The sequence below is a fragment of the Kouleothrix sp. genome, from assembly GCF_046328425.1.
GTDB lineage: Bacteria > Chloroflexota > Chloroflexia > Chloroflexales > Roseiflexaceae > Kouleothrix.
The window spans coordinates 1-20,620 of sequence record NZ_JAXLWP010000034.1 but is presented as its reverse complement, the minus strand read 5'-3'; the positions used below and the strand labels follow the sequence as shown (position 1 = coordinate 20,620).

Sequence of the window (20,620 nt, the reverse complement as noted above, 5' to 3'; positions counted from 1 at the left end):
TGCTTCGGCGCGCCGCTACCCGCACAGCCCGGTGACGACGAAGTTGCCCCAGGCGAGCGGGCTTTCGCTGCAGAGCGTGCGCTGGGCCTGCGCCAATGCCAGCGCCGCGTCGTCGTGCTGGCGCAGGGCTGTGTAGAAGCGCTCGACCAGCGCCACCACCGCCTGGTCGCCGACCGGCCACAGGCTGGCGAGCACCGCGCGCGCCCCGGCGGCCAGAAATGCCCAGCTCAGGCTGAACACTTCTTCGCCGGGCAGCACCTCGGCGGCGGCGCCGTCGCAGGCCGAGAGCAGCACCAGGCACTGATCCAGGTCGAGCGCCGCGAGGTCGGCCAGGGCCATGTCGCCGTCGGCGAGCTTGATGTGGGCGGCCACGCCGTGCGACGGCACGAGCCGGGCGTGGCTGGCGATATGCACGACGCGATACTCGCGCAGCTCGCCGCGCCGCGAGCGCTCGGCCAGGTCGCCCGCACGAGCGCCGGAGTCGCGCAGCGCCGCGACGCCGGGCCAGAGCCGCGCCACCACCGCGTGCTCGCGCTCGACGCCTGGCAGCGGCGGGGCGCGGTCGCCGAACGACTGGCAGCCGACAAACAGAGCGGCCGATCCGGGCGGCGGCGCAGCCGGGCAGGGCGTGGCGAGCAGCGAGGGCACAACCTGCACGACAGCGCGCTCGGCCAGCCAGCCATCGGCCAGGCGCAGCGCGGGCCACGGCAGCGCGTGCAGCGGGCCGGCCGGCACGATCAGCAGGCGGTGGCCGGGGTGCAGCCGCGCGCGCAGCGCCGCCGGCAGCAGCCGCTCGGTCAGCGCGACGAGGCGCTGCCAGGGGTATTGGGCGGCGCCTTGCAGCAGCGGGAAGTCGAGGTACGTATAGCTGCGGTAGCTCGGCTGGCTGGCCTGCTCGATCAGCGTGCGCAGCTCGGCGTCAAAGGCTGCATGGCTGAACGCCAGCGTGTCGGCTGTCAGCTCGCCGATCGCCAGCGTCTCGGCGCTCGCGACATAGATCAGCACGCTCCAATCGCGGCCGTAGCTGGCAGCCAGGTGGGCGCGCAGGCGCGCGAGGTCGGGCGGATCGGCGGGGAGCAGCGCCGGGCGCGCGGGATCGTGCTCGGGGCGGGCGGCCAGCCGCGCGGCGTTGTAGGCCGCCAGCGTCGCGTCGATCAGCCCGGCACCGGCTGGTTCGAGCAGAGCCTGCGCCAGGCGCGCGCGCTGCTGTTCGAGCAGAGCCTGCGCCGGGGTAGGCATCGTGGCCGCGCGCAGGTGCAGCGCGCGCTGGAGCATCAGCGCGCGCTGGCGCTCGCTGAGCTCGAGCAGCGCGAAGCTATCGGCCTGGCGGGCGGCAAGCGCCACGGCATCGGCGTGCATCTGGGCGGCCTGCGCGAACAGGTGGCTCGAGATCGCCTCGCCCGCCAGGCGGGCGCGCAGCGCCGCCACGGTCGTTCCGGCGGCGCGGTAGTGCGCCAGCGCCGCGCTTGGCTCGCCGCGCAGCTCGGCGCAGCGCGCCAGCCCATACTCAACGCGCCAGTGGTCGTGGGGGTGCTGGCGGGTAGCCGGCGCTGCGGCCACGAACGCGGCCTGCGCGGCGTCGCCCTGAGCCTGGGCCAGCGCGATCCAGCCAAGCTCGAGCTGGCACTCGGCGACGCCGTGCGGGTTGTGGTGGAGCATGAACAGCGCGCGGGCCTGCCGGAAGCATTCGGCCGCAGCCGCCCAATCGGCGGTCTCGGCCAGCAGCGCGCCGCGGATCGCGTGGGCCTCAGCGAGCTCGAGCGGAAGGTCGAGCTCGCGCGCGCGAGACTCGACGGTGGCGAGCAGCGCGGTGGTCTCGGCGCGGCGGCCCTGAATGCGGTAGACCATCGCGCGGTTGCGCTGGGCGACCAGGCTGTAGCCGTCCATGGCGAGCGCGGCGTAGGTGCTTTCGGCGCGGCTGTAGCAGGCCAGCGCGGCGTCCCAGCCGCCAATGTAGAAGTAGATATTGCCAAGGTGCAGGTGGCACGCGCCGATGTCGGCGGCGCGCCGCAGGGCGGTGAAGTCGGCCAGCGCGGCGAGCGAGTACCCAAGCGCTGTGTCGTAGTCGCCGCGTTTGGCGTACAGCAGGCCCAGGTTCTTCGCGCAGGCCGCGCGCTGCAGCGGCAGGTCGTGCATGGCGAACGCCCGCTCGGCGCGCGTGTAGCCTGCCTGGGCCGCGTCGAGCTGCTCCTGGCGCAGCGCCAGCCAGGCCATATCGAGCCAGCACTTGGCGGCGTCGACGGGGTAGGCGCGCGCGCGAAACACCTGCTCGGCGCGGGCCAGCAGCTCGGCGGCGCGCGTGAAATCGCCGCGCGCGTTGGCGGCGCCGCCGCGAATCCGGTCGTGGCGGGCGCGGTCGATCGGCGTGGCGGCGGCCAGCTCTGGCGCGGCGCTGTCGAGCAGCTCCTCGGCGTCGCGCGCGCGGCCCAGCACATTCAGGTGGCGGGCGTGGTCGATCGTGGCGCGCAGCGCGTCGAGCGGCGCGCCAAGCGCGGCAAACTCAGCCGCGCGCGCGGCGAACTCGGCGTCGAGCCCCGGCCTGGCGAGCTGGAGCTGGTCGGCCAGCAGCAGGGCGTAGCGGCAGCGCAGCGCGCCGTAGCGCGCGCCAAGCTGCTCGAATGCGGCGAGCGCAGTGGCGAGTGGCGCGCGCGCCGCGTCGATACGCTCCCAGGCAAGCAGCGCCCAGCCGTACACGAAGCGCCGCCAGGCCAGGCCGGCGGGCTCGGCCGGCGCAAGAACCAGCGCGCGCTCGGCCAGCGCCACCGCCGCTCGTGGGCGGCGCTCGGCCAGCGCCAGCAGGCGGGCGCATTCCGGCGGTAGCGGCGGGGTGTGCGACGGGGCAGCCAGCATGGGCGCGCCTCACGTGTGCGCTGTGGGCGTCAGCTCGATCTCGATAAGCAGCTCCGGGCCGTTGGGCGCGTCGAGCAGGGCGGCCGGCAGGCCGGCCACGCGCGCGCGGCCGGCGGCGTCGAAGGGCGCCGACACGGCGTGGCCGCCCAGGCGCAGGCGCAAAACGCCTGGCGCGCCGGGGAGCAGGCTGACGACGAGTGTGCCGTCGTCGTCGGGCTGGCGCGCGACGCTGACCACCACCTGGCGCCGGTCGAGGGTTTCGGCGTACAGCACGCGCTCGTTCGCGTCGGCGCCGCGCAGCACCGGGCGCAGCGCCAGTGGCGGCGGCAGCGCCAGGTTCAGAAACGCGCGCGCCAGGCGGATGGCGGGCAGCCGCAGTGGCGCGGCGGGCAGCGGCAGCGGCGCGAGCGCGCCGCGCGCCTCGGCGTCAAGCAGCGCGCGCGTCAGCCGGTAGGTCTCGGCGCAGTCGGCGCAGTGCCACAGGTGCCAGCCGACGGCCGGAAAGCGCGCGAAGGCCGCGAAGAAGCCGTGCGCGTGTTCGCAGTCGATGAACGCGGCCATATCGGCCTGGCACGCGTCGCAGTCGATCGGCGCGGGCGCGGCGGCCAGCGCGGCCGCGATCAGGCCGAGCGCGCCGCGGCAGCTTTCGCAGGCGGCGGCGTGGGCCACAAACTCGGCCGGCGGCGTCAGGCTCTCGTCGCCCGCGCCGTGCTGCAAGAACGCGCGAACCTGGGCGCAGAGCGAGCGGTCATTCGGTTGCATGCGAGCCTCGAAGAAGCGCGGCAGGCAGGCCCAGGCTGTTGTAGCCGGGCGCCATGTGCCGCGAGCCAGGCTGGTATCACAGCATATCGTGTGCGTATGGTACCACATCGCTTGCCTCATGTGTGTGTACGGCCGGGCCGCCGCACGAGAGCTAACATCTTTCACCTAGCCACGAAGACGCGAAGACGCAAAGAGACGAGAGTATTACCGAGTACTTCGCGCCTTTGTGACTTTGTGGCAAATGCCAGTCGAGCCACGAAGACGCGAAGACGCAAAGAGACGAGAGTATTACCGAGTACTTCGCGCCTTTGTGACTTTGTGGCAAATGCCAGTCGAGCCACGCAGGCGCGAAGACGCAATTCAGCAGCTGAGCCACGTGCTGATGCGCGGGTCGTGGCGCAGCATCTCGCGGCAGCGCTGCAGCAAGCTGCGCACCTGCGGCTGGCTCAGCCGAATGCGCCGGCCGATCTCCTCGACGCGCAGGTCGTCGATCGCCCACAGCCGGAAGATCAGCGCCAGCCGCGCGTCGGGCTGCTCGCGCAGCACCGCCTCGATCAGGTCGGCCAGCAGCCGCGCGTGCGCGAGCGTCTCGGGGTGCGCGGCGGCGTCGAGCGGAGCATCGAAGCGCGCGTCGTCGTCGAGCGAGAGCGGGCGCGCGGCGCGCTTGAGGGCGCGCATATCGCGCAGGTAGCGCTGGATCGACTGCACCACCACCTGGCGCGACCAAGTGCTGAAGCGGCTGGCGTAGCGAAAGTTCGGCAGCGCGCGGGCCAGCGCCGCCCGCGCCACCTGGGCCAGGTCGTCGGCGTCGATCGCCGCGTCGTCGGTTTGGGCCAGGCCCGCGTGATGCAAGATCGGCAGCACCTGGGCCACCCAGGCGCGCCACGCCTCGTGGTGGTGTGCGTCGGCTGTGTGCGCGAGGGCCTGCACCTGGCGGTGATCGAGGTGGTAGTACAGCGCAACCTGGCGCAGCTGGTCGGCGGTGGCGCTGCCGGGAACCAGGCGCGCGAGCGCGGAGGTATAGGCATGCCGCTCGGCCGCGCCGAGCTGCCATGCTTGCTCGTCGTCGAGCATCGCGACCACCAGCGCGCAGCGCGCCGCCAGATCGCTCTGTCGCTCCATGCCGACTCCTTCTGCTCGGGAGGGTACGGCGCGATGCCGGGTTGGTTGCTTGCAAGCTCGCGGAGACCCTATTGTACATCGGATCGGCAATCGTACCAACCGCCAGCGAAATGCGAGCGTTTCGGTACTAATGATGTATGGAGGCACGTGACATGGCCGCCGAATCCCGATGTCGTTCGCGAAACGTCGTGGCGCGGCGCGCCAAAAGGCGAAAGGTGTGCTATGCAGCCGGGAATGGGCGCGGGCGCGCGGCGGCAATCGCCGCTCGAGTACGACTTCAAGGGCGGCGCGGTGCTGCTTTCAAGCGAGCAGGCTGGCTGGAATGGTTTGGCGGCGCGGTATTATCGCGCCCCGGCCAACTACCACGACAGCATGCCGCCGCTCGCGCTCGACGCGCTGGCGATCCAGATCGCCGACGCGACGCCGCTCACCAGCACGATCATGGGCGTGAGGCGGCAGGTATACTCGGTTCCGGGCGACATCTACCTGCTGCCCAAGGGCGAGGCCAGCGCCTGGTATGCGCGCGAGGCATGCGAGCTGCTGCACATCTACGCCACGCCTGGGCTGCTCGGCTCGGTCGCGCTGCAATCCGCCGACCTCGACCCGGCGCGCGTGGAGCTGCTCCCGCGCGTGCAGGCGCGCGACCCGCTGATCCACCAGATCGGCCTGGCCCTGCTGGGCGAGCTGCGGTCGCCTGGGCCAGCCAGCCGGCTGTACGTCGACACGCTGACGCAGACCCTCGCGCTGCACCTGCTGCGCCAGCACGCCGCCCTCGGCAGGCTGGCCGCCGATCCCGCTGGTGGCCTGCCCGCCGCCGTGCTGCGCCGCGCGCTCGACTACATCGGCGACAATTTGGCAAATGACGTATCGCTTGACATAATTGCTGAGGTCGCGGGCATCAGCCCGTACCACTTCACGCGGCTGTTCAAGCGCAGCACCGGGCGCACACTGCACCAGTATGTGCTCGACCAGCGGCTGGCGGCAGCGAAAAGGCTGCTGCTGAGCGGCCGCCACACAATCGCCGAGGTTGCCGCGCTGGCCGGGTTTGCCGACCAGAGCCACCTGCACAGGCTGTTCAAGCAGCGCTATGGAGTCACGCCGGGCGCGCTGCTGCGGCGCCCAGAAAACCGCCAGGAGGCAAGCGATGACTGAGCGGCAGGCGGATATCGCCGCGCGCTCGGCGGCCGAGTACGCGCACATCCGAGACACGCGCCGGCTCGCGCTGTCCAGCGAGGGCGCGGGCTGGAATGGACTGATCGCGCAGCTGTTCCACTACGGCCGGCAGCGCGGCGACCCGATGCGCGTCCCGCCGCCGCTGGAGGACGTAATCACCATCCACACGGCCGGCGTCACCGAGCTTGAGGGCAGGGTCGGCCGGCGTTTCCCGCGCCACCCTACCACGTCCGGCGACGTATTCATCATCCCGCGCGGCGAGCCGACGATCTGGAACTGGAGCACCGCGTGCAGCATCTTCTGCCTGTACGTCGACCCGGCGCTGCTCGCGCGCGTGGCCGCCGAGGACGCCGACCTCGACCCGGCGCGGGTCGAGCTGGTCCCGCGCACGCCCGAGCGCGACCCGCTGATCCACCAGATCGGCCTGGCGCTGCTGGGCGAGCTGGAGTCGCCCGGCCCGGCCAGCCGGCTGTACGTCGACACGCTGACGCAGACCCTCGTGCTGCACCTGCTGCGCCAGCACGCCGCCTTCGCCGCGCGTGGCCGCGAAACGCCGCGCGCCGCTGCGCCAGACAGCCTGCGCCGCGCGCGCGAGTACATCCACGCCAACCTGGCGCAGGAGCTGCGGCTGAACGAGATCGCCGCAGCCGCCGGGATCAGCCCGTACTACCTGGCGCATAGCTTCAAGCGCGCGACCGGCGGCACCATCCACCAGTACATCGTCGCTCAGCGACTGGAGGCGGCCTGGCAGCTGCTCGGCGGCCAGCTGTCGCTCGCCGAGGTCGCCGTGCTGACCGGGTTCGCCGACCAGAGCCACCTGAGCCGGCTGTTTACGCGGCGCTACGGCGTGACGCCGGGCGCGCTGCAGGGACAGCGCAAGAATATTCATGACGACCGCAAGATTATCCAAGACAGTGCGGGCGCCGATAGGGTAGGCTAGGTTATCGCTCATGCACTCGAACTAAATACCGCCTGTGTCCGCGCCCTGTGGGAAGGGATCGCCCCGTGCCGACCGCCCCAGATTTCCTGATCGCCAGCTATGACGGCCAGGCGCCGAGCGCCCAGCTTGGCGCGCTGCGCGGCTGGCTGCACCGGCTGTTGGTTGGCATGCGTGGCGCGGGCGTGTTGCGCCATTCTTGGTCTTGGTCGACTGGCTGGATTGTGCAGGGATCGTGATGGCCGTGCCGACGTTTCTGACAATCGCCTACGTGACGGCGCTGCTGAAGAGTCTGATCGAGCACGGCCTGATGCGCGACCAGATCGCCGATCTTGTCGGCGGGGTGGCGGTGTCGGCGCTGTCGCCCGAGCAGCTGAGCGCCGGGGCCGACGAGCAGGCGCGGCTGAACCTGTTCCTGTCGCACGTCGCGCCGAATACGCGCGTGCGCTCGCTCGACCCGCGCGCGAAGCCCGCCGAGCCGCCTGCCGCCGCGCCGCTCGCGCTCGATCTGCACTATGTCATCACGGCCTATAGCGCGAAGGAGCTGCACGGCGAGATGCTGCTCGGCTACGCGAGCGAGTTCTTCCGCGCCCGGCCGGGCCTGAGCTACGCCGAGCGGAGCTGGCGCGTGCAGGGCGGGGCGGCGGCGGGCGAGACAATCGTCGCCCCAAGCGTGCCGGGCGCGCCGGCCGAGCTGCCGGAGCAGATCGGCTCGATCGGCATCCGGCCGCTGTTCCCCAGCGCCGACGAGCTATCAAAGATGTGGTCGGCGCTGCAGGTCAAGTACCGGCCTTCGCTGAGCTACCGGGTCGAGATCCAGCCCGAGAGCGGAGCAAGACTTGTCATGAAGCCGGCACCAGCGCTTGAGCACGCCCAATGAGCGGCGCGTGGGAGCAGGCCAGCCGCGAGCGCCTGACCGCCGAGCTGGCGCGCGTGCGCTCGATCTTGCAGGCTGCGCTGGCCCGCGCGCTCGGCGAGGAGGGCGCTGGCGCTGAGGAGCCGGCGCCGCAGGGTGGCGCGCCCGGTGCGCCGGCGGCGATCGACATGCTGTGCGAGCTGTTCCGCCTGTCGCCGTTCGAGCGCGACCTGCTGCTGCTGTGCGCTGGCGTCGAGCTGGACAGCGCGATCGCCGGTCTCGTCGCCGCCGCGAATGGCGAGTCGCGGATCGCCGCGCCGACCTTCAGCCTGGCGCTTGCGGCGCTGCCGGGCGCGCACTGGAGCGCGCTCGCTCCCACCGGGCCGCTGCGGCGCTGGCGGCTGATCGCCGTCGGGAATGGCCCGGCGGCGCTGCACAGCCCGCTGCGGATCGAGGAGCGCGTGCTGCACTACCTGGCCGGCGCCGAGCACCTGGACGCACGGCTGGCCGGGATCGTCCGGCCGGTCGCACCCGACGCCGCGCTCGCGCCGGGGCACCAGGCGCTGGCCGATCGCCTGGCCGCCGCATGGCGCGCGCCGCGCAGCGGCGGGCTGCCACTGGCGCAGCTATGCGGCGGCGACCGCGCCCTGCGGCGGGCGGTCGTTGCGGCGGCTTGCCGGGCGCTGGGGCTGGGTCTGTACGCCGCCTCTGCCGAGGCGCTGCCCGCCGCGCCGGGCGAGCTTGAGGCGCTGGCCCGCCTGTGGGAGCGCGAGGCCGCGCTGGCCGGCCTGGCCCTGCTTGTAGAGTGCCCGGATCGCGACGCCGACCAGGCCAAGCTTGGCGTGGTGCGCGGCCTGGCCGAGCAGGTCAGCGGCGCGCTGATCGTCGCCGGAACCGAGCGGCTCGACGGCGTCGATCGGCCGAGCGTGGTGCTGGAGGTGGCGCGGCTTACCGCCGCCGAGCAGCGGGCGATCTGGCGCGCCGCGCTTGGCGCAACGGCGGCACAGCTGAACGGCCAGCTTGATCAGATCGCGGCGCAGTTCAGCCTTGGGCCAAGCGCGATCGGCGCAGCCGTGCGACAGGTCGGCGATGATCCTGGCAGCGATCTCGGTGCGGCGCTGTGGGACGCCTGCCGCAGCCAAGCGCGTCCGCGCCTCGACGACCTGGCGCAGCGGATCGAGTCGGCGGCGGCGTGGGACGACCTGGTGCTGCCGGAGGCGCAGCTTGAGATGCTGCGCGGGGTGCTGGCGCATGTCCGCCAGCGCGCCACCGTGTACGAGCGCTGGGGCTTCGCGCGCAGGGGCGGGCGTGGGCTGGGCATCACCGCGCTGTTCGCCGGGCCGAGCGGCACCGGCAAGACGCTGGCGGCCGAGGTGCTGGCGAACGAGCTGCGGCTGGACCTGTACCGGGTGGATTTGAGCCAGGTGGTCAGCAAATACATCGGCGAGACCGAGAAGAACCTGCGGCGGGTGTTCGACGCGGCCGAGGGCGGCGGGGCGGTGCTGCTGTTCGACGAGGCCGACGCGCTGTTCGGCAAGCGCTCCGAGGTCAAAGACAGCCACGACCGCTATGCCAACGTCGAGGTCAGCTACCTCTTGCAGCGCATGGAGGCTTATCGCGGGCTGGCGCTGCTGACCACCAACATGAAGCAGGCGATCGACCCGGCCTTTCTGCGGCGCATCCGCTTCGTCGTGACATTCCCGTTCCCCGACACCGCGCAGCGCGCCGAGATCTGGCGGCGGGTCTTCCCGCCCGGCGTGCCGACTGCCGGGCTGAGCGCCGAGAAGCTGGCCTGCTTGAGCCTGGCCGGCGGCAATATCGCCAACATCGCCCTCGGCGCGGCGGTGCTCGCCGCCGACGCGGGCGCGCCAGTAGGCATGGCGCACGTGCTCGCCGCCGCGCGCGCCGAGTACGCCAAGCTCGACCGTACCCTGACCGAAGCGGAGACGGCGGGCTGGCTTGCTGAACAGCAAATAGTGGAGAAAACGCCATGAGCGAGCGAACTCGCGTCCAGCGCAAAAAAGACGCTGATCTCGACGCTGTACCGCAGCTCGGCCAAGATACGCGTGCGCTTACGGAACCACGATTTGGCTTTGATTTGGGTCAGGTTCAAATCCAGCACTCAGCTCCGGCGCCGCTGTTGCAGCCTAAGCTGACGATCTCGCAGCCAGGCGACCCGTATGAGCAAGAGGCTGATCGTGTGGCCGATGCGGTAGTCAACGGCGGCTATGCATTCGTTGATTCGCCCTCGACAACTCCAAGCGTGCAGCGCGACGCAGCAGATTCTCCGCCGCCGCAGAGTTCAGGCCAGCTACCGCCGGACGCCGAGTTTCCGCCATCAGACTCTGGCCCTTCAGCAAGCGAAGAAATGGCAGAAGGGCTTGAGGCGATTGGTAAGGCCATTCAAAAAACACCGGCTGGTAAAGAGCTTAAGCGCAAGGCCGAAGAGCTTGGCGCGGAGCTGTGGTCGCACCTGGAAGGCAAAGTGGTTGTGATCGTTAGTGGTGCCGCTGCGCTAGGAACATTGTTCGCCGCCAACCGCGAACTGCCGGCTGCAATCCCCGACATTCCTCTTGATTGGGCTGTTCCAGGTTTGAAGGCCAACCTCACATACGAAGGGCCGCTTCGCAAACCGACAAAGGTCATGCTGACCCTGACTCTATCGTTTGGTGGGGGAGGGTCTGATACCGGAGCAACATCGCGTCAAACGAGCGATCCTCAAGCTGAGGAAATTCGCCGCTTCCAGCAGAGTATTCACTACACTCCTGGCACGCCTGAGGCTCGCGAGGAAGCGGCACGCCAGGCGGCTGATGAGCAACGGGCCGTGTCGCGAGCGCTAAATCCTGCTCTCGGTGATTTTACTCGCTTAGGTTCGCCCTCAGCTTTTGGGTGGCATAGTGAGAATGCAGAGGCAAGCCAGCCTAATCCATTCCAGCTCACCCCACCAACCTTCGGCGAAGACCTCGGAAGACCCAGGCTTCCGCGCCTCGTGCCTGAGCTACGCTTGGACGAGCCTTTCATCATGCGCAAGGCATCAGGCTCGACCGAAGCGATGGCTGCACCGTCAGTGGTGCAAGAGGTTTTGCAATCCGGCGGACAGCCTCTTGACGATACGACGCGCGCGTTCATGGAGCCGCGCTTCGGCCGCGACTTCGGCCATGTTCGCATACACACTGATTCCACTGCCGCCCGGTCGGCGGAGGCTGTAAGTGCGCATGCATATACAGTCGGGAGCGATGTGGTGTTCGGCGCGGGGCAGTACCGGCCAGGGACGGATAATGGGAAGCGGCTGATTGCACACGAGCTGACACATGTGGTGCAGCAAGCGGTTACACCGTTGAATATTCAGCGAATGCCAGCAGTTGCACAACTTGCGGGACATGCACCGAGTAAGCCGCCGATGTTGCCACCTCTTGTGAATACTTTAACTCCTCGGCATCATACGCTCAATTCTCCTGTAGCATCGCTCGATCACCTTGTCAGCACACTTTCTAGAGAGACTAACCCTAAGATCGGTAGCGTTCAAGCGGACGCACGCGCACAGCTGCAACAGCGCTCTACCTTATTCGCTGAGCATTGGCGGCAACTTGATATAGGGGAACCAATTGAGCCAGAAGTTCGAGCCGCTTATCAGCACAGCTACGGAAAAGATCTATCCCATGTTCGGGTTCATACTGATTCGTCTGCGGCTGCACTGACAAGGGAGCTCCAAACACCAGCCTTTACAGTTGCAAATCATATAGTATTTCGACCAGGTGTATATAGTCGAAGCACTGGTGGTGATCGCCATATACTCGGTCACGAACTTGCCCATGTCTTGCAACAAAGCCGGTCGCGCCCGAGCGGGGCGACGCTGCGATTGAGTACGCCAACATCACCTGCCGAATGGGAGGCAGAGCAAGCTGCCACCACTGCGCTCGCTGGTCAACAGACAGGCATAAGCGTCTCGAGTACTACGGATCTAATGGGGATACCGCCTGTCGCTTTGATCGCTCTCCTTGGCTTAGCAGTTGGTGCCCTACTTGCGATAGGCGCTGAGGTAGCAGGGCCTTCCTATGAAGAAAACAGTAGGAGTGCCCAGGAGCCAGATGCGCTGATTAACCAAACAGGATGGATGCTTGTCCCTGTATTTGGGACAGCTGTCAAGATTTTGGATGCACGAAACCCGCTTGAGCGCTATTTCAATGTACTACTTATGCCGCTCGACTTTGTTACACTCAACACAGCTGGATCTGCGCTTTTGAAGCTCAGCGCGTTTGGTCGGGCTGCATTTCAAGATGTTGCTTCGAGTGAAGCAGAACAGATTGCACAAAGCGGTATTCGCTCCGTAACGCGCGCAGAGATAAATGCACATGCAGCACGGGCTCTTGATCAGGGATATGCCGTCGCTGCAAGTCTTAGCTGGCGAAACCACGCGGTAATTTGGGTAAAAGTTGGCAACCAATATTATCGGCTCACTGGCGGTGCATTACGTTCAATGGCCGTGAGAGAGGGAATTACGGAGTTCGTTCCAAAGGGAAGTCTCAATGCTATTTCCATCATACGTCAGCCAGGCATTAATCAGTTGCTACTCGATGAAGCTAGGCGAATGGAAGCAACGGCATTGTTCTCCCGCTCTTTTGGTGGGGTTGGTTATACGGCGCGAAGCTGTTCGATCTCGCAGTCAGTTTTATTGGAGCGCGCAGGCTTAGGACATTTAGTCCCTGCAACAAGGGCCGGTCAATTCTTGCCAGTTGCAGTGATGGGTCGATTAAGCGAGACCACCGGTGTTATGGCGACCAACTTAGGAGCGTGGAAAATTATCGGTGGGACTGTAGGTGTACAAATGCCTCTCGCTGGAACCGTCTATTATGGATTGCCTCACTCTGTCGTCGACGTGGCAAGTGGTCATCCAGAAAGTTCGCCGGTCTGGCCACTGTCGAATTTATTGAATGGACCGCATCCTCTTCAAGCTATCAATGAATCGTTCGACAACCCTGAGTCTCTAGAGTCTGTACCAATCGATATGCTGCCTCAAATCGGGGCACAACTCGATGTGCAAGGTGCCCAGAATGCAATTGCTGGCAATATGCGTCAAGATCAGACTGATGCACAAAAACCTTCCCTCATAACCCCTGTCTTCATTTATCTAGGCACTAATGACGAATCAGTTGCAAACACAGATCAGGTACTGGACATTGCTAATTTACATCTGTTGAATGGTCCAATCAATCATCAAACAGAGGAAGCCGTCACTCAGGATATGTCTCAACAAACACATGAGGGCGCACTCCAGATTGCGTACGCACTTGCATCCGCGAGAAGTGAGCGTGATCACATACAAGTTATCCGTAACGTCTCACAACACTTTCCGTTCGCCATAGCAACGCCGGCACGATGGCAGCAAGTACGCGATGCACTGCATGACGAAGGAATTGACAATGACACGATAGAGCTTATTCTCCAACAACTCTACGCTGCACAGCATTAGCGTGAGGTTTTATTTGTCGAAGGCATCAGAATAGTTTTAGTTCCTTACTTTGGCAAGTCGTAAACATTGTAGTGCTCCACCACTTCCACAACCCTATCTTCCCTGCTCCATGCTCGCGGGCAGATCCCGCAGGCCGAGGTGGACGTGCTGTTCGATATCCCAAGCCGTGCGTGGGTCGAGTCGCTGGAGCGGCCGGCGGTGTGCTGCTCTTCGACATGGCCGAGGTCGCCGAGGGTGTGGAGCTGCGCTGTCGTGCGGCAGGCGCGGCGAGCGGGCGCGCGGCTACGAGGCCGCCAACCACAGGGGCAGGCGAGCGGGCGCGGCGGCAGGTGAGAGGCGCGGCGGCGGAGGCCGGCTGTCAGATCCGGCTTGGGAGGCAGTGGCTGGGGCGCCAGCGGCCAACAGGATCGCAGCCTTCAGGCTGCCCCAGCCACCTTCACCCCTCCTCCGCGTCCATCTCCGCCGCTTGCACCGGGTACCGCGCCAGCATCTCGCGCAGCCAGGTCTCGCCGCGCGTGCGCAGGTAGTAGTGGTAGCTCGAGTGCGGCCAGGCGGACGGATGGGCGACGTAGCCATGCTTGACGGGGTTGTAGTGAATATAGTTGAAGCGCGTCCACAGCCCGCGCTCGTCGCGGATGCAGGTGTCCCAGTAGCTGTACCAGACCGTCCGGCCCACCGCTCCATCAAGCAGGTTGATCTGGCGCGACGTACCGCCGTGCAGCCGGTTGAGGAAGATGGGCAGCCGCGCTCCGTCGCTCGTCTTCAGCAGCAGATGGTAATGGTCGTCGAGAATAGCCCAGGCTCTGAGCCCCATCCCATATGTCGGCAGCAGCGTCTGAAGCGCGTCGCGTACCAGAATGCGCGCAGTCGGCGCGGCCAGCAGCGGCGCCCGGCCGTAGATCGACGCGGTGAGCATGTACCAGGTGTTGTCGCTGTAGATGTGCGGCGGTCGATGTCGTTGCATAGTAGCGTTTCTGCCTATGCTCTGCTGATATACCGCCGTCCGGCTCCGTTCGCTACGATGTGAGTGCGTATATTCAGAGGTTCTTCGTGCTCCACCACCTCCACACAACCATCGTCGCCCTGCTCTACGACGAGCGCCGTGGGAACATCCCGCCGGCCGAGGTGGACGTGCTGTTCGACATCCCGAGCCACCAGTGGGTCGAGGCGTTGGCGCGGCCAGCGGTGTGCTGCTACCTGTTCGATATGGCCGAGGTGGCCGAGTTTCGCAACGCCACCTCCCAGGTGACCCGCGCCAACGGCCGCGCGGTCACCAAGCTGCCGCCGCGCCGGGTCGATCTACGCTACCTCGTGTGCGCGTTCAGCTCCTCGCGCGCCGACGAGCAGGCGCTGGTCTGGCGCGCGATGGCGGTGTTCATGAAGCACACGACGCTGCCGGCCGACCTGATGCCGGACGAGCTGCGCAAGCTCGACGTGACTGTCACGACCAAGATCGGGCCGTACCCGGATGCGCCGAAGCTGCTGGAGCTGTGGGGCGCGCTGGATCTACCGCCGCGCCCTGCGCTGCTGCTGAGCGTCACCGCGCCGCTCGACTTGGAGCTGGAGTTCGATGCGCCGCTGGTGCTCACGCGCGTCACCCGCTTCACGCGCCCGAGCGACGAGGACTTGCGCCGTGGTCGCGGCGTCGACCCGGAGCACGTGAGCCAGCGCGGCGCAGCTGAGCAGTTCTACGAGCCCTACAACGGCGTGGCGATCGACCCGCGCGCGCCCGAGCCGCGCTTTGCGATCGCCGGCGTGGTGCGTGACCGGCAGAATAACCCGCTCAAGAGTGTGGTCGTCGGCGTCGAAGGCCGCGCCGCCGAGAGCACCATCGACGCCGACGGGCGCGAGCAGACTTGCTCCACTGGCGCGGATGGACGGTTCGCGCTGGCGAACCTGCGGCGCGGCGATCGCCTGTGGGTGCGGCGTGGCGATAAGAAGACGCTGCTCAATATCTACGTGCCGTCTCCAATATACGATATCGTGCTCGACTGAACGCTAGCTGAAGGAGTGCCCGCATGCCTAACTATTACTCTCCCGGCGTGTACATCGAGGAAGTCAACACCGGCCCGCGCCCGATCGAGGCGGTGGCCACTGCGGTGGCGGCGTTTGTCGGCTTCGCGCCATACTCGAACCACGACGACGCCAACCAGCCGGTGCTGATCACCAGCTGGGCGCAGTATGTCGAAAAGTTCGGCCTGCGCAAAGACGACGGCCGCAAAGAGCCGTTCGCCAAGGACGCCTACATGCCGCACGCGGTGTACGGCTACTTTCTCAATGGCGGCACGCGCTGCTATGTCGTGCGCGTTGTTTCGCCGGCCTGGCAAAAGGCGCTGAAGGACAAACAGCTCACCGCCGAGCCGCAGCAGGTGCTGACGCGGCAGGCCAGGGCTGCTAGGCGCCCTGGCGAGGAGATCAAGCCCGAGGATGTGGTGCTGACGATCACGCCCAAAGCGGCCTCGCTGCGCGATATCGAGGTGTCGATCGACCGCGCCGCCGGCAGCCAGCCCGCCGACTGCGCGATCGCCGTGCGCGTCAAAATGGGCGACACGGTCGAGGAGTATAAGCGTATCCAGCTAAAAAAGCTATCGGCAGAGGCAGTCGCTGCCAAGCAGAAAGCGGAAGAAGCCGCCGCCGCCAAGCAGAAAGCGGAAGAAGCCGCCGCCGCCAAGCAGAAAGCGGAAAATACTAAAACCGCTGCGACAACGGCGAAAACGGCTGCCGACGAAGCAGCGAAAAACGCGGCCAACGCTGCTGCGTCGGCGAAAAAAGACGCTGAAGAAGCGGCAAACAATGCAAAGGATGCACAGACGAAGGCGAACCAGGCTACTGGGGCGAACAAAGCAGCAGAAACTGCCATCGCCAAGCAGAAAGCGGAAGAAGCAGCTGCTGCGCAGGCTGCTGCCACGCAGAAAGCAGAAGAGGCTGCCACCGCAACGAAGAAAGTCGAAGACGCTAAGACCGCCGTAGCGGAGGCGGACAAAGCCCTCGCTGCAGCCACGGTAGCACAACAAGCAGCTGAACAAACAGCGACACAGGCCGAGGCTGCTTCTACGGCAGCGCAACAGGCTGCTGAGAAGAAAAAAGAGGAGGAAGATACCGCCGATGCACAAGAAGATACAAGAGAAAGAAGCTTGCCGACACCCAGCCAAAAATATAAGGAAAAACTGGCATTTCTCAACGCCGACAGCAAGCTGGTTGAGATAAAGCAGGAAAACAGACCGGCCGAGGCCGACCTTGCGTTTGGCGTGTACTACCTGAGCGTGCCCCAGCCTGGCGCGAATGCCAAGCAGCTCGCGGGTGCGGGGCAAAACGGGCTTGCGAGCCTGGCCCAGATTCAGCAGCGCGACATCGTCGGCGATGCGACCGAGCGCACCGGGGTGTTTGGCCTCGAGATCGCCCCCGACGTAACCATGGTGTGTTGCCCCGACCTGTTTTCGCCGCAGGCCTACCCAGACGGCAAGGTCGATATCGCGCAGGTAAAGACTGTGCAAACCGCAATGATCAACCATTGCGAGCTGGCGGCCGATCGCGTTGCCATTCTCGACGCGCCCGATGACTTCAATCCGCAAAAGATCACGAGCTGGCGGATCAATAGCGATGGCTCCGGGGCCGGCTACGACTCGATGTTCGCCGCGCTGTACTACCCGTGGATCACCGTGGCCAACCCGCTGGCAGGCGAGGCCGGCGAGCCGAAGCAGATCAACATCCCGCCGTGTGGCCATATTGCCGGCATCTACGCGCGCAACGACAGCGAGCGCGGTGTGCACAAGGCCCCAGCCAACGAGATCGTGCGCGGCGCGCTTGCTGTCACCCGCGAGATCACCAGGGGCGAGCAGGATGGCCTGAACCCCAATGGCATCAACTGCATTCGCACGTTCCCTGGCCGCGGCATCCGCGTGTGGGGCGCGCGCACGCTCACCAGCGACCCGCTGTGGCGCTATGTTAGCGTGCGCCGGCTGTTCAATATGGTCGAGAAGTCGATCGAGCGCGACACCCAGTGGGTTGTGTTTGAGCCCAACACCCCCGACCTGTGGTCGCGCGTGCGGCGCGATGTTAACGCCTTTCTGATGACGCTCTGGCGCGACGGCATGCTGTTTGGCACCACGCCCGACCAGGCGTTTTACGTGAAGTGCGACGTCGAGCTCAACCCGCCCGAGTCGCGCGACCTCGGCCGTCTGATCATCGAGGTTGGCCTGGCGCCGGTGAAGCCGGCCGAGTTTGTGATCTTCCGCTTCAGCCAGTTTACCGCCGAGGCGTCGTAGCCGCAGTACATGCCGAATCGGCTTGTTCTGCCTGCGGCAGCAGTGTGGCCGCCACCCGCCAGAAGGGAAGTGCGAGGGGCATAGCCCCTCGCGCACCCCCTTTTCAAACAGGCTCTGAGATGTTGGCGCTTTGCGCCAATATCTCAGCACCATCCATGAAAAAGTACCGCTCTGCCGAAGGCAAAACGCGCACCGCGTTTCTCTTGGCAATTAAGGCAGGCAAAAGGAGCAAAAAGCAATGGCCGATAACCAGGATCCGTTCCGCGCGCAAACCTTTTACCTCGAGCTGGGCAACCACTTCAAAGGCCCGGTGATGAAGGTGACTGGCCTGGCGTACGAGCGCGATGTCAAGACGCACCAGCAGAACAAGGGCGGCGGCAAAGTGATCATCAGCTCGGCGCCGGGGCCGTACAAGCCCGCCACGCTCACGATCACCAAGGCTGTGTCGAAAGAAAAGGGCCTGTGGGAGTGGCGCAAGCGCGTGCTCGCCGAGGGCAACATTGCCAAGCTGCGCGTCAACGGCACCGTGACGGTGTATGGCGATAACAATGCCACGATCCGCTGGCACGTGAACGGCGCCTGGCCTTCGCGGATCAAAGGCCCCAAGCTCGACATCAACAGCGACAAGGCTACCGAGGAGATCGAGATCTGCTACCAGGAGCTGGTGCCCGATAAGTAGCGTGCGCTATAGATTGCACCGATCGTTCTGAGATGGTCTGCGAAAGTCGTGTCATTCATAGGAGCAACTATGCCAAGCACCACCGCGGCCAGCCGCGACGACGATCCGCTCTTGACGCATCGCTTCGCCCTAACGTTCGACAAAACCGTCGTGGGCATGATCGTTTCGTGCGATGGCCTTGAAAGTAAATCCGAGATCACCGAGGCCAAGTCGGGCGGCAGCGGCGGCAAGGAGCGCGCGATCAGCCGCACCCCCGGCAAGCTGTCGTTTACGCCGCTGCAGATCAAGCTGTTCGTGCTGAAGGACGATACCTACTTCGAAAGCTGGTACAAGCAGATCCACGAGGGCAAGGTTGCCAAAGCTACCCACACCGGCTCGATCAAGCTCTACGACTCCGAGGATAAGCCGGTGGCCGAGTGGAAGATCATCAATGCCTGGCCGAGCAAGCTGGCCTACAGCGACCTCGACTCCGACTCGAATGACGCGATGTCGCTGACGGTGACGCTGGCATACGAGGATTTTGAGCGAGTGCAGTAGCCATGCTCCAGACCGAGTTCGAGTTTATGCTGCCTTGCGGCTACGCCGATGCGCACGGCACGCTGCACCGCCAGGGCACCATGCGCCGCGCCACCGCGCTCGACGAGGTCGAGGCGCTGAGCCACCCGCGCGTGCGCGCCAGCGAGGCGTATGTCGGCGTTGCGCTGCTCAGCCGCGTGGTGACGCGCCTCGGCTCGGCTGGTAGCGTGACGCCCGCGCTGATCGAGGGGCTGTTCGCTACCGACTTTAGCTTTCTGCAAGATTTGTATCTGCGCGTCAACAGCCATGCGCCAAACCTGGTCGAAACGCGCTGCCCGACGTGCGGGACGCACTTTGTGCTGGATGTGAGCGATGGCGCCGAAGAGCACTGAGCCGCCGCGTGAGCCGCCCGCGCCGCGCGCGATCGATGTACGCCAGCTGGCCGAGCGCGTGTACCAGCTGATGCTGGCCGACCTGCGGCTCGAGCTGGCGCGCGGCGCCGCGCCGCGCCGCAAGGAGCGCTGAGTATGGATGGTGATACCTTTGTCGGCTGCCGCTTTTACCTGCAGATCGAAGGCGTGAGCAAGGCCGTGTTCGCCGAGATCAGCGGCCTGCAAGTCGAAACTGAGATCTTCGAGTACGCCGAGGGCGGCAACAACGGCTTTGTGCATCGTCTACCCGGCCCGATTCGCGTCGGCAATATCACGCTCAAGCGCGGGCTGGCCGGCTCCGACGAGCTGTTCAAGTGGTATATGAAGATCGTGCAGGGCAAGCTCGACGACCGGCGCAACCTGTCGGTGCTGATCTACAACACCGAGGGCGAAGAGCTGCAGCGCTGGAATTTCATCAAGGCCTACCCGGTGCGCTGGGTCGGGCCGTCGCTCGACGCGAACAATAGCTCTGTGGCGATCGAGACATTCGAGCTGGCGCACGCCGGCCTGGGGTAGTACGATGCTGCTCAGTCCTCTGCTTCGGCATATGTTGCGCCACGCGCGGCTCGCGCGCTCGCTTGTGGCCCACCAGCCGCTGCTGGCGCGCTTTGGTGCCTACGCGCCGCGCATGCGCACCGCCGCGCCGCGCTTTGTCGCGCCATATCGGGTGATCGAGTCGCCTGGTGCGTGGCCCGCCGATGCCGAAGAGGTGCTATTCGCCGAGCCCGCTCAGGCGGCGGAGCCTGAGATCTCACCCGCACCCCAGCACGAGCCCTTTATAGCGCCGGATTTGCCACTCTCAGCCGAGCTTGCGCCGCACATACCTGCCCATCCACCCTCACGGCCAACCATGGCATCGCCCAGCATTCCCGCGCGATTGGCCGAGGCCGCTCAGCCAAAGGGTGCCGCGCCCGCGCCGGGCACGCGCTCCGGCACACCTCCCGCAGCGCGGCCGGCTTCGCCCTCGCCGGCACGCGCGCCATACACGCCCCCGACAGCGGCCGAGCTGCGCGAGACGCTGTTGGCGCTGCGCGCCCAGCCGCCGCTTGAGGCCGAGCCTTCACCTGCGCCACCGCCTGCCGCGCCGCCGCGCCGACGGCCGCACGAGCCATTGGGGCGCAGAGTGGTGCACCTGCCAAACGCTGCCGCCATGGCCCCTGACGCAGCTGTTGAGACTCACGCCGCTGCGCCCGGCGCGGAAGCGCCTGCTATCGCCGAGCCAGCGCCTGAAGTTTCCGCCGCGCCCGGCGCAAGTGCCGTACCGGCTGCGGAAATGCCCGCGACTGCGGCGGCGCCGGATGTTGTAACCCCGTTTTCCGAAGCAACAGCCGCCGCAACAGCCGCCGATGGCTCTTTCCCAGGCGAAACACCCGGCGTGGAGCCTGCCACCTTGGCTGTTTCGAATGATCTGGCAGTGCGGCCCACGGTTGCCGAAGAAACATCTGCTCTGGCAGTGCGACATACAGAGGCGCAAGAAACACCCGGCGCGGCAAGCGCCGAGCCGGAAGCGCTCCACGCGAGCGCGACGACGGTGAAGGCGGCGCTCACGCCCGAACTTG

The 20,620-nt window shown here is 66.4% G+C and carries 16 protein-coding genes and 1 pseudogene; 13 read left to right on the top strand and 4 right to left on the bottom strand.

The genetic code is table 11. The features are described 5' to 3' along the window. Positions 1 to 15: 15 nt before the first annotated feature. From U0177_RS24945 to U0177_RS24935, 3 genes are all read right to left on the bottom strand, one after another. On the bottom strand, positions 16 to 2,850 hold the full coding sequence (locus U0177_RS24945; protein ID WP_409573382.1) for a CHAT domain-containing protein: 2,835 nt from the start codon (positions 2,848 to 2,850) through the stop codon (positions 16 to 18). Between the two features lie 9 nt (positions 2,851 to 2,859). After that, complete coding sequence (locus U0177_RS24940) at positions 2,860 to 3,612, bottom strand: hypothetical protein (protein ID WP_409573381.1); 753 nt, start codon at positions 3,610 to 3,612, stop codon at positions 2,860 to 2,862. A gap of 360 nt (positions 3,613 to 3,972) precedes the next feature. Further along, positions 3,973 to 4,734, bottom strand: a complete 762-nt coding sequence (locus tag U0177_RS24935) for a sigma-70 family RNA polymerase sigma factor (RefSeq protein ID WP_409573380.1) — start codon at positions 4,732 to 4,734, stop codon at positions 3,973 to 3,975. 222 nt (positions 4,735 to 4,956) lie between these two features. On the opposite strand from U0177_RS24935, the gene U0177_RS24930 reads away from it, so the two are divergent. The 6 genes from U0177_RS24930 to U0177_RS24905 all read left to right on the top strand — a co-directional run bounded on the left by U0177_RS24930 (position 4,957) and on the right by U0177_RS24905 (position 13,170). Further along, on the top strand, positions 4,957 to 5,886 hold the full coding sequence (locus tag U0177_RS24930) for a helix-turn-helix domain-containing protein (RefSeq protein ID WP_409573379.1): 930 nt from the start codon (positions 4,957 to 4,959) through the stop codon (positions 5,884 to 5,886). Next, positions 5,879 to 6,847, top strand: coding sequence for a helix-turn-helix domain-containing protein (locus tag U0177_RS24925; protein WP_409573378.1), 969 nt, complete (start codon positions 5,879 to 5,881; stop codon positions 6,845 to 6,847). Before U0177_RS24930 ends, U0177_RS24925 begins: the two co-directional genes overlap by 8 nt. Before the next feature lie 65 nt (positions 6,848 to 6,912). Next, positions 6,913 to 7,083 carry a hypothetical protein gene (locus tag U0177_RS24920; RefSeq protein ID WP_409573377.1) on the top strand — a complete coding sequence of 57 codons (171 nt, stop codon included), beginning with the start codon at positions 6,913 to 6,915 and terminating at the stop codon, positions 7,081 to 7,083. Continuing rightward, positions 7,083 to 7,724, top strand: a complete 642-nt coding sequence (locus U0177_RS24915; RefSeq protein ID WP_409573376.1) for a DUF4255 domain-containing protein — start codon at positions 7,083 to 7,085, stop codon at positions 7,722 to 7,724. The genes U0177_RS24920 and U0177_RS24915 overlap by 1 nt, the downstream gene beginning before the upstream one ends. Beyond that, the gene (locus U0177_RS24910) at positions 7,721 to 9,694 is read left to right on the top strand and encodes an AAA family ATPase (protein ID WP_409573375.1); all 1,974 of its coding nucleotides are present in this window, start codon (positions 7,721 to 7,723) and stop codon (positions 9,692 to 9,694) included. Before U0177_RS24915 ends, U0177_RS24910 begins: the two co-directional genes overlap by 4 nt. Beyond that, the gene (locus U0177_RS24905; protein ID WP_409573374.1) at positions 9,691 to 13,170 is read left to right on the top strand and encodes a DUF4157 domain-containing protein; all 3,480 of its coding nucleotides are present in this window, start codon (positions 9,691 to 9,693) and stop codon (positions 13,168 to 13,170) included. Before U0177_RS24910 ends, U0177_RS24905 begins: the two co-directional genes overlap by 4 nt. A gap of 436 nt (positions 13,171 to 13,606) precedes the next feature. On the opposite strand, the gene U0177_RS24900 is transcribed toward U0177_RS24905, so the two are convergent. Beyond that, complete coding sequence (locus U0177_RS24900; RefSeq protein ID WP_409573373.1) at positions 13,607 to 14,134, bottom strand: REP-associated tyrosine transposase; 528 nt, start codon at positions 14,132 to 14,134, stop codon at positions 13,607 to 13,609. Positions 14,135 to 14,220: 86 nt separating this feature from the next. On the opposite strand from U0177_RS24900, the gene U0177_RS24895 reads away from it, so the two are divergent. The 7 genes and pseudogenes from U0177_RS24895 to U0177_RS24865 all read left to right on the top strand — a co-directional run bounded on the left by U0177_RS24895 (position 14,221) and on the right by U0177_RS24865 (position 19,577). Beyond that, the gene (locus U0177_RS24895) at positions 14,221 to 15,165 is read left to right on the top strand and encodes a Pvc16 family protein (protein WP_409573372.1); all 945 of its coding nucleotides are present in this window, start codon (positions 14,221 to 14,223) and stop codon (positions 15,163 to 15,165) included. A 1,352-nt stretch (positions 15,166 to 16,517) separates the two neighbouring features. Then, a pseudogene (locus U0177_RS24890) lies at positions 16,518 to 17,435 on the top strand (phage tail sheath family protein); the annotation flags it as partial. Positions 17,436 to 17,673: 238 nt separating this feature from the next. Then, entirely contained in the window at positions 17,674 to 18,114 is a 441-nt protein-coding gene (locus U0177_RS24885; RefSeq protein WP_409573371.1) for a phage tail protein, read from the top strand. A 69-nt stretch (positions 18,115 to 18,183) separates the two neighbouring features. Further along, positions 18,184 to 18,651, top strand: coding sequence for a phage tail protein (locus U0177_RS24880; protein ID WP_409573370.1), 468 nt, complete (start codon positions 18,184 to 18,186; stop codon positions 18,649 to 18,651). A gap of 2 nt (positions 18,652 to 18,653) precedes the next feature. Next, a complete protein-coding gene (locus U0177_RS24875) occupies positions 18,654 to 19,022 on the top strand; it encodes a phage tail assembly protein (protein WP_409573369.1) in 369 nt (122 codons plus the stop codon). Then, positions 19,003 to 19,155, top strand: coding sequence for a hypothetical protein (locus tag U0177_RS24870; RefSeq protein WP_409573368.1), 153 nt, complete (start codon positions 19,003 to 19,005; stop codon positions 19,153 to 19,155). The genes U0177_RS24875 and U0177_RS24870 overlap by 20 nt, the downstream gene beginning before the upstream one ends. 2 nt (positions 19,156 to 19,157) lie before the next feature. After that, positions 19,158 to 19,577 carry a phage tail protein gene (locus U0177_RS24865; protein WP_409573367.1) on the top strand — a complete coding sequence of 140 codons (420 nt, stop codon included), beginning with the start codon at positions 19,158 to 19,160 and terminating at the stop codon, positions 19,575 to 19,577. Positions 19,578 to 20,620 lie beyond the last annotated feature (1,043 nt).

What these genes read in the sequence shown, in the direction of transcription:
- U0177_RS24945 (WP_409573382.1), bottom strand. Translation starts at nt 2,850, where the DNA reads ATGCTGGCTGCCCCGTCGCACACCCCGCCGCTACCGCCGGAATGCGCC.
- U0177_RS24940 (WP_409573381.1), bottom strand. Translation starts at nt 3,612, where the DNA reads ATGCAACCGAATGACCGCTCGCTCTGCGCCCAGGTTCGCGCGTTCTTG.
- U0177_RS24935 (WP_409573380.1), bottom strand. Translation starts at nt 4,734, where the DNA reads ATGGAGCGACAGAGCGATCTGGCGGCGCGCTGCGCGCTGGTGGTCGCG.
- U0177_RS24930 (WP_409573379.1), top strand. Translation starts at nt 4,957, where the DNA reads ATGCAGCCGGGAATGGGCGCGGGCGCGCGGCGGCAATCGCCGCTCGAG.
- U0177_RS24925 (WP_409573378.1), top strand. Translation starts at nt 5,879, where the DNA reads ATGACTGAGCGGCAGGCGGATATCGCCGCGCGCTCGGCGGCCGAGTAC.
- U0177_RS24915 (WP_409573376.1), top strand. Translation starts at nt 7,083, where the DNA reads ATGGCCGTGCCGACGTTTCTGACAATCGCCTACGTGACGGCGCTGCTG.
- U0177_RS24910 (WP_409573375.1), top strand. Translation starts at nt 7,721, where the DNA reads ATGAGCGGCGCGTGGGAGCAGGCCAGCCGCGAGCGCCTGACCGCCGAG.
- U0177_RS24905 (WP_409573374.1), top strand. Translation starts at nt 9,691, where the DNA reads ATGAGCGAGCGAACTCGCGTCCAGCGCAAAAAAGACGCTGATCTCGAC.
- U0177_RS24900 (WP_409573373.1), bottom strand. Translation starts at nt 14,134, where the DNA reads ATGCAACGACATCGACCGCCGCACATCTACAGCGACAACACCTGGTAC.
- U0177_RS24885 (WP_409573371.1), top strand. Translation starts at nt 17,674, where the DNA reads ATGGCCGATAACCAGGATCCGTTCCGCGCGCAAACCTTTTACCTCGAG.
- U0177_RS24880 (WP_409573370.1), top strand. Translation starts at nt 18,184, where the DNA reads ATGCCAAGCACCACCGCGGCCAGCCGCGACGACGATCCGCTCTTGACG.
- U0177_RS24875 (WP_409573369.1), top strand. Translation starts at nt 18,654, where the DNA reads ATGCTCCAGACCGAGTTCGAGTTTATGCTGCCTTGCGGCTACGCCGAT.
- U0177_RS24870 (WP_409573368.1), top strand. Translation starts at nt 19,003, where the DNA reads ATGGCGCCGAAGAGCACTGAGCCGCCGCGTGAGCCGCCCGCGCCGCGC.
- U0177_RS24865 (WP_409573367.1), top strand. Translation starts at nt 19,158, where the DNA reads ATGGATGGTGATACCTTTGTCGGCTGCCGCTTTTACCTGCAGATCGAA.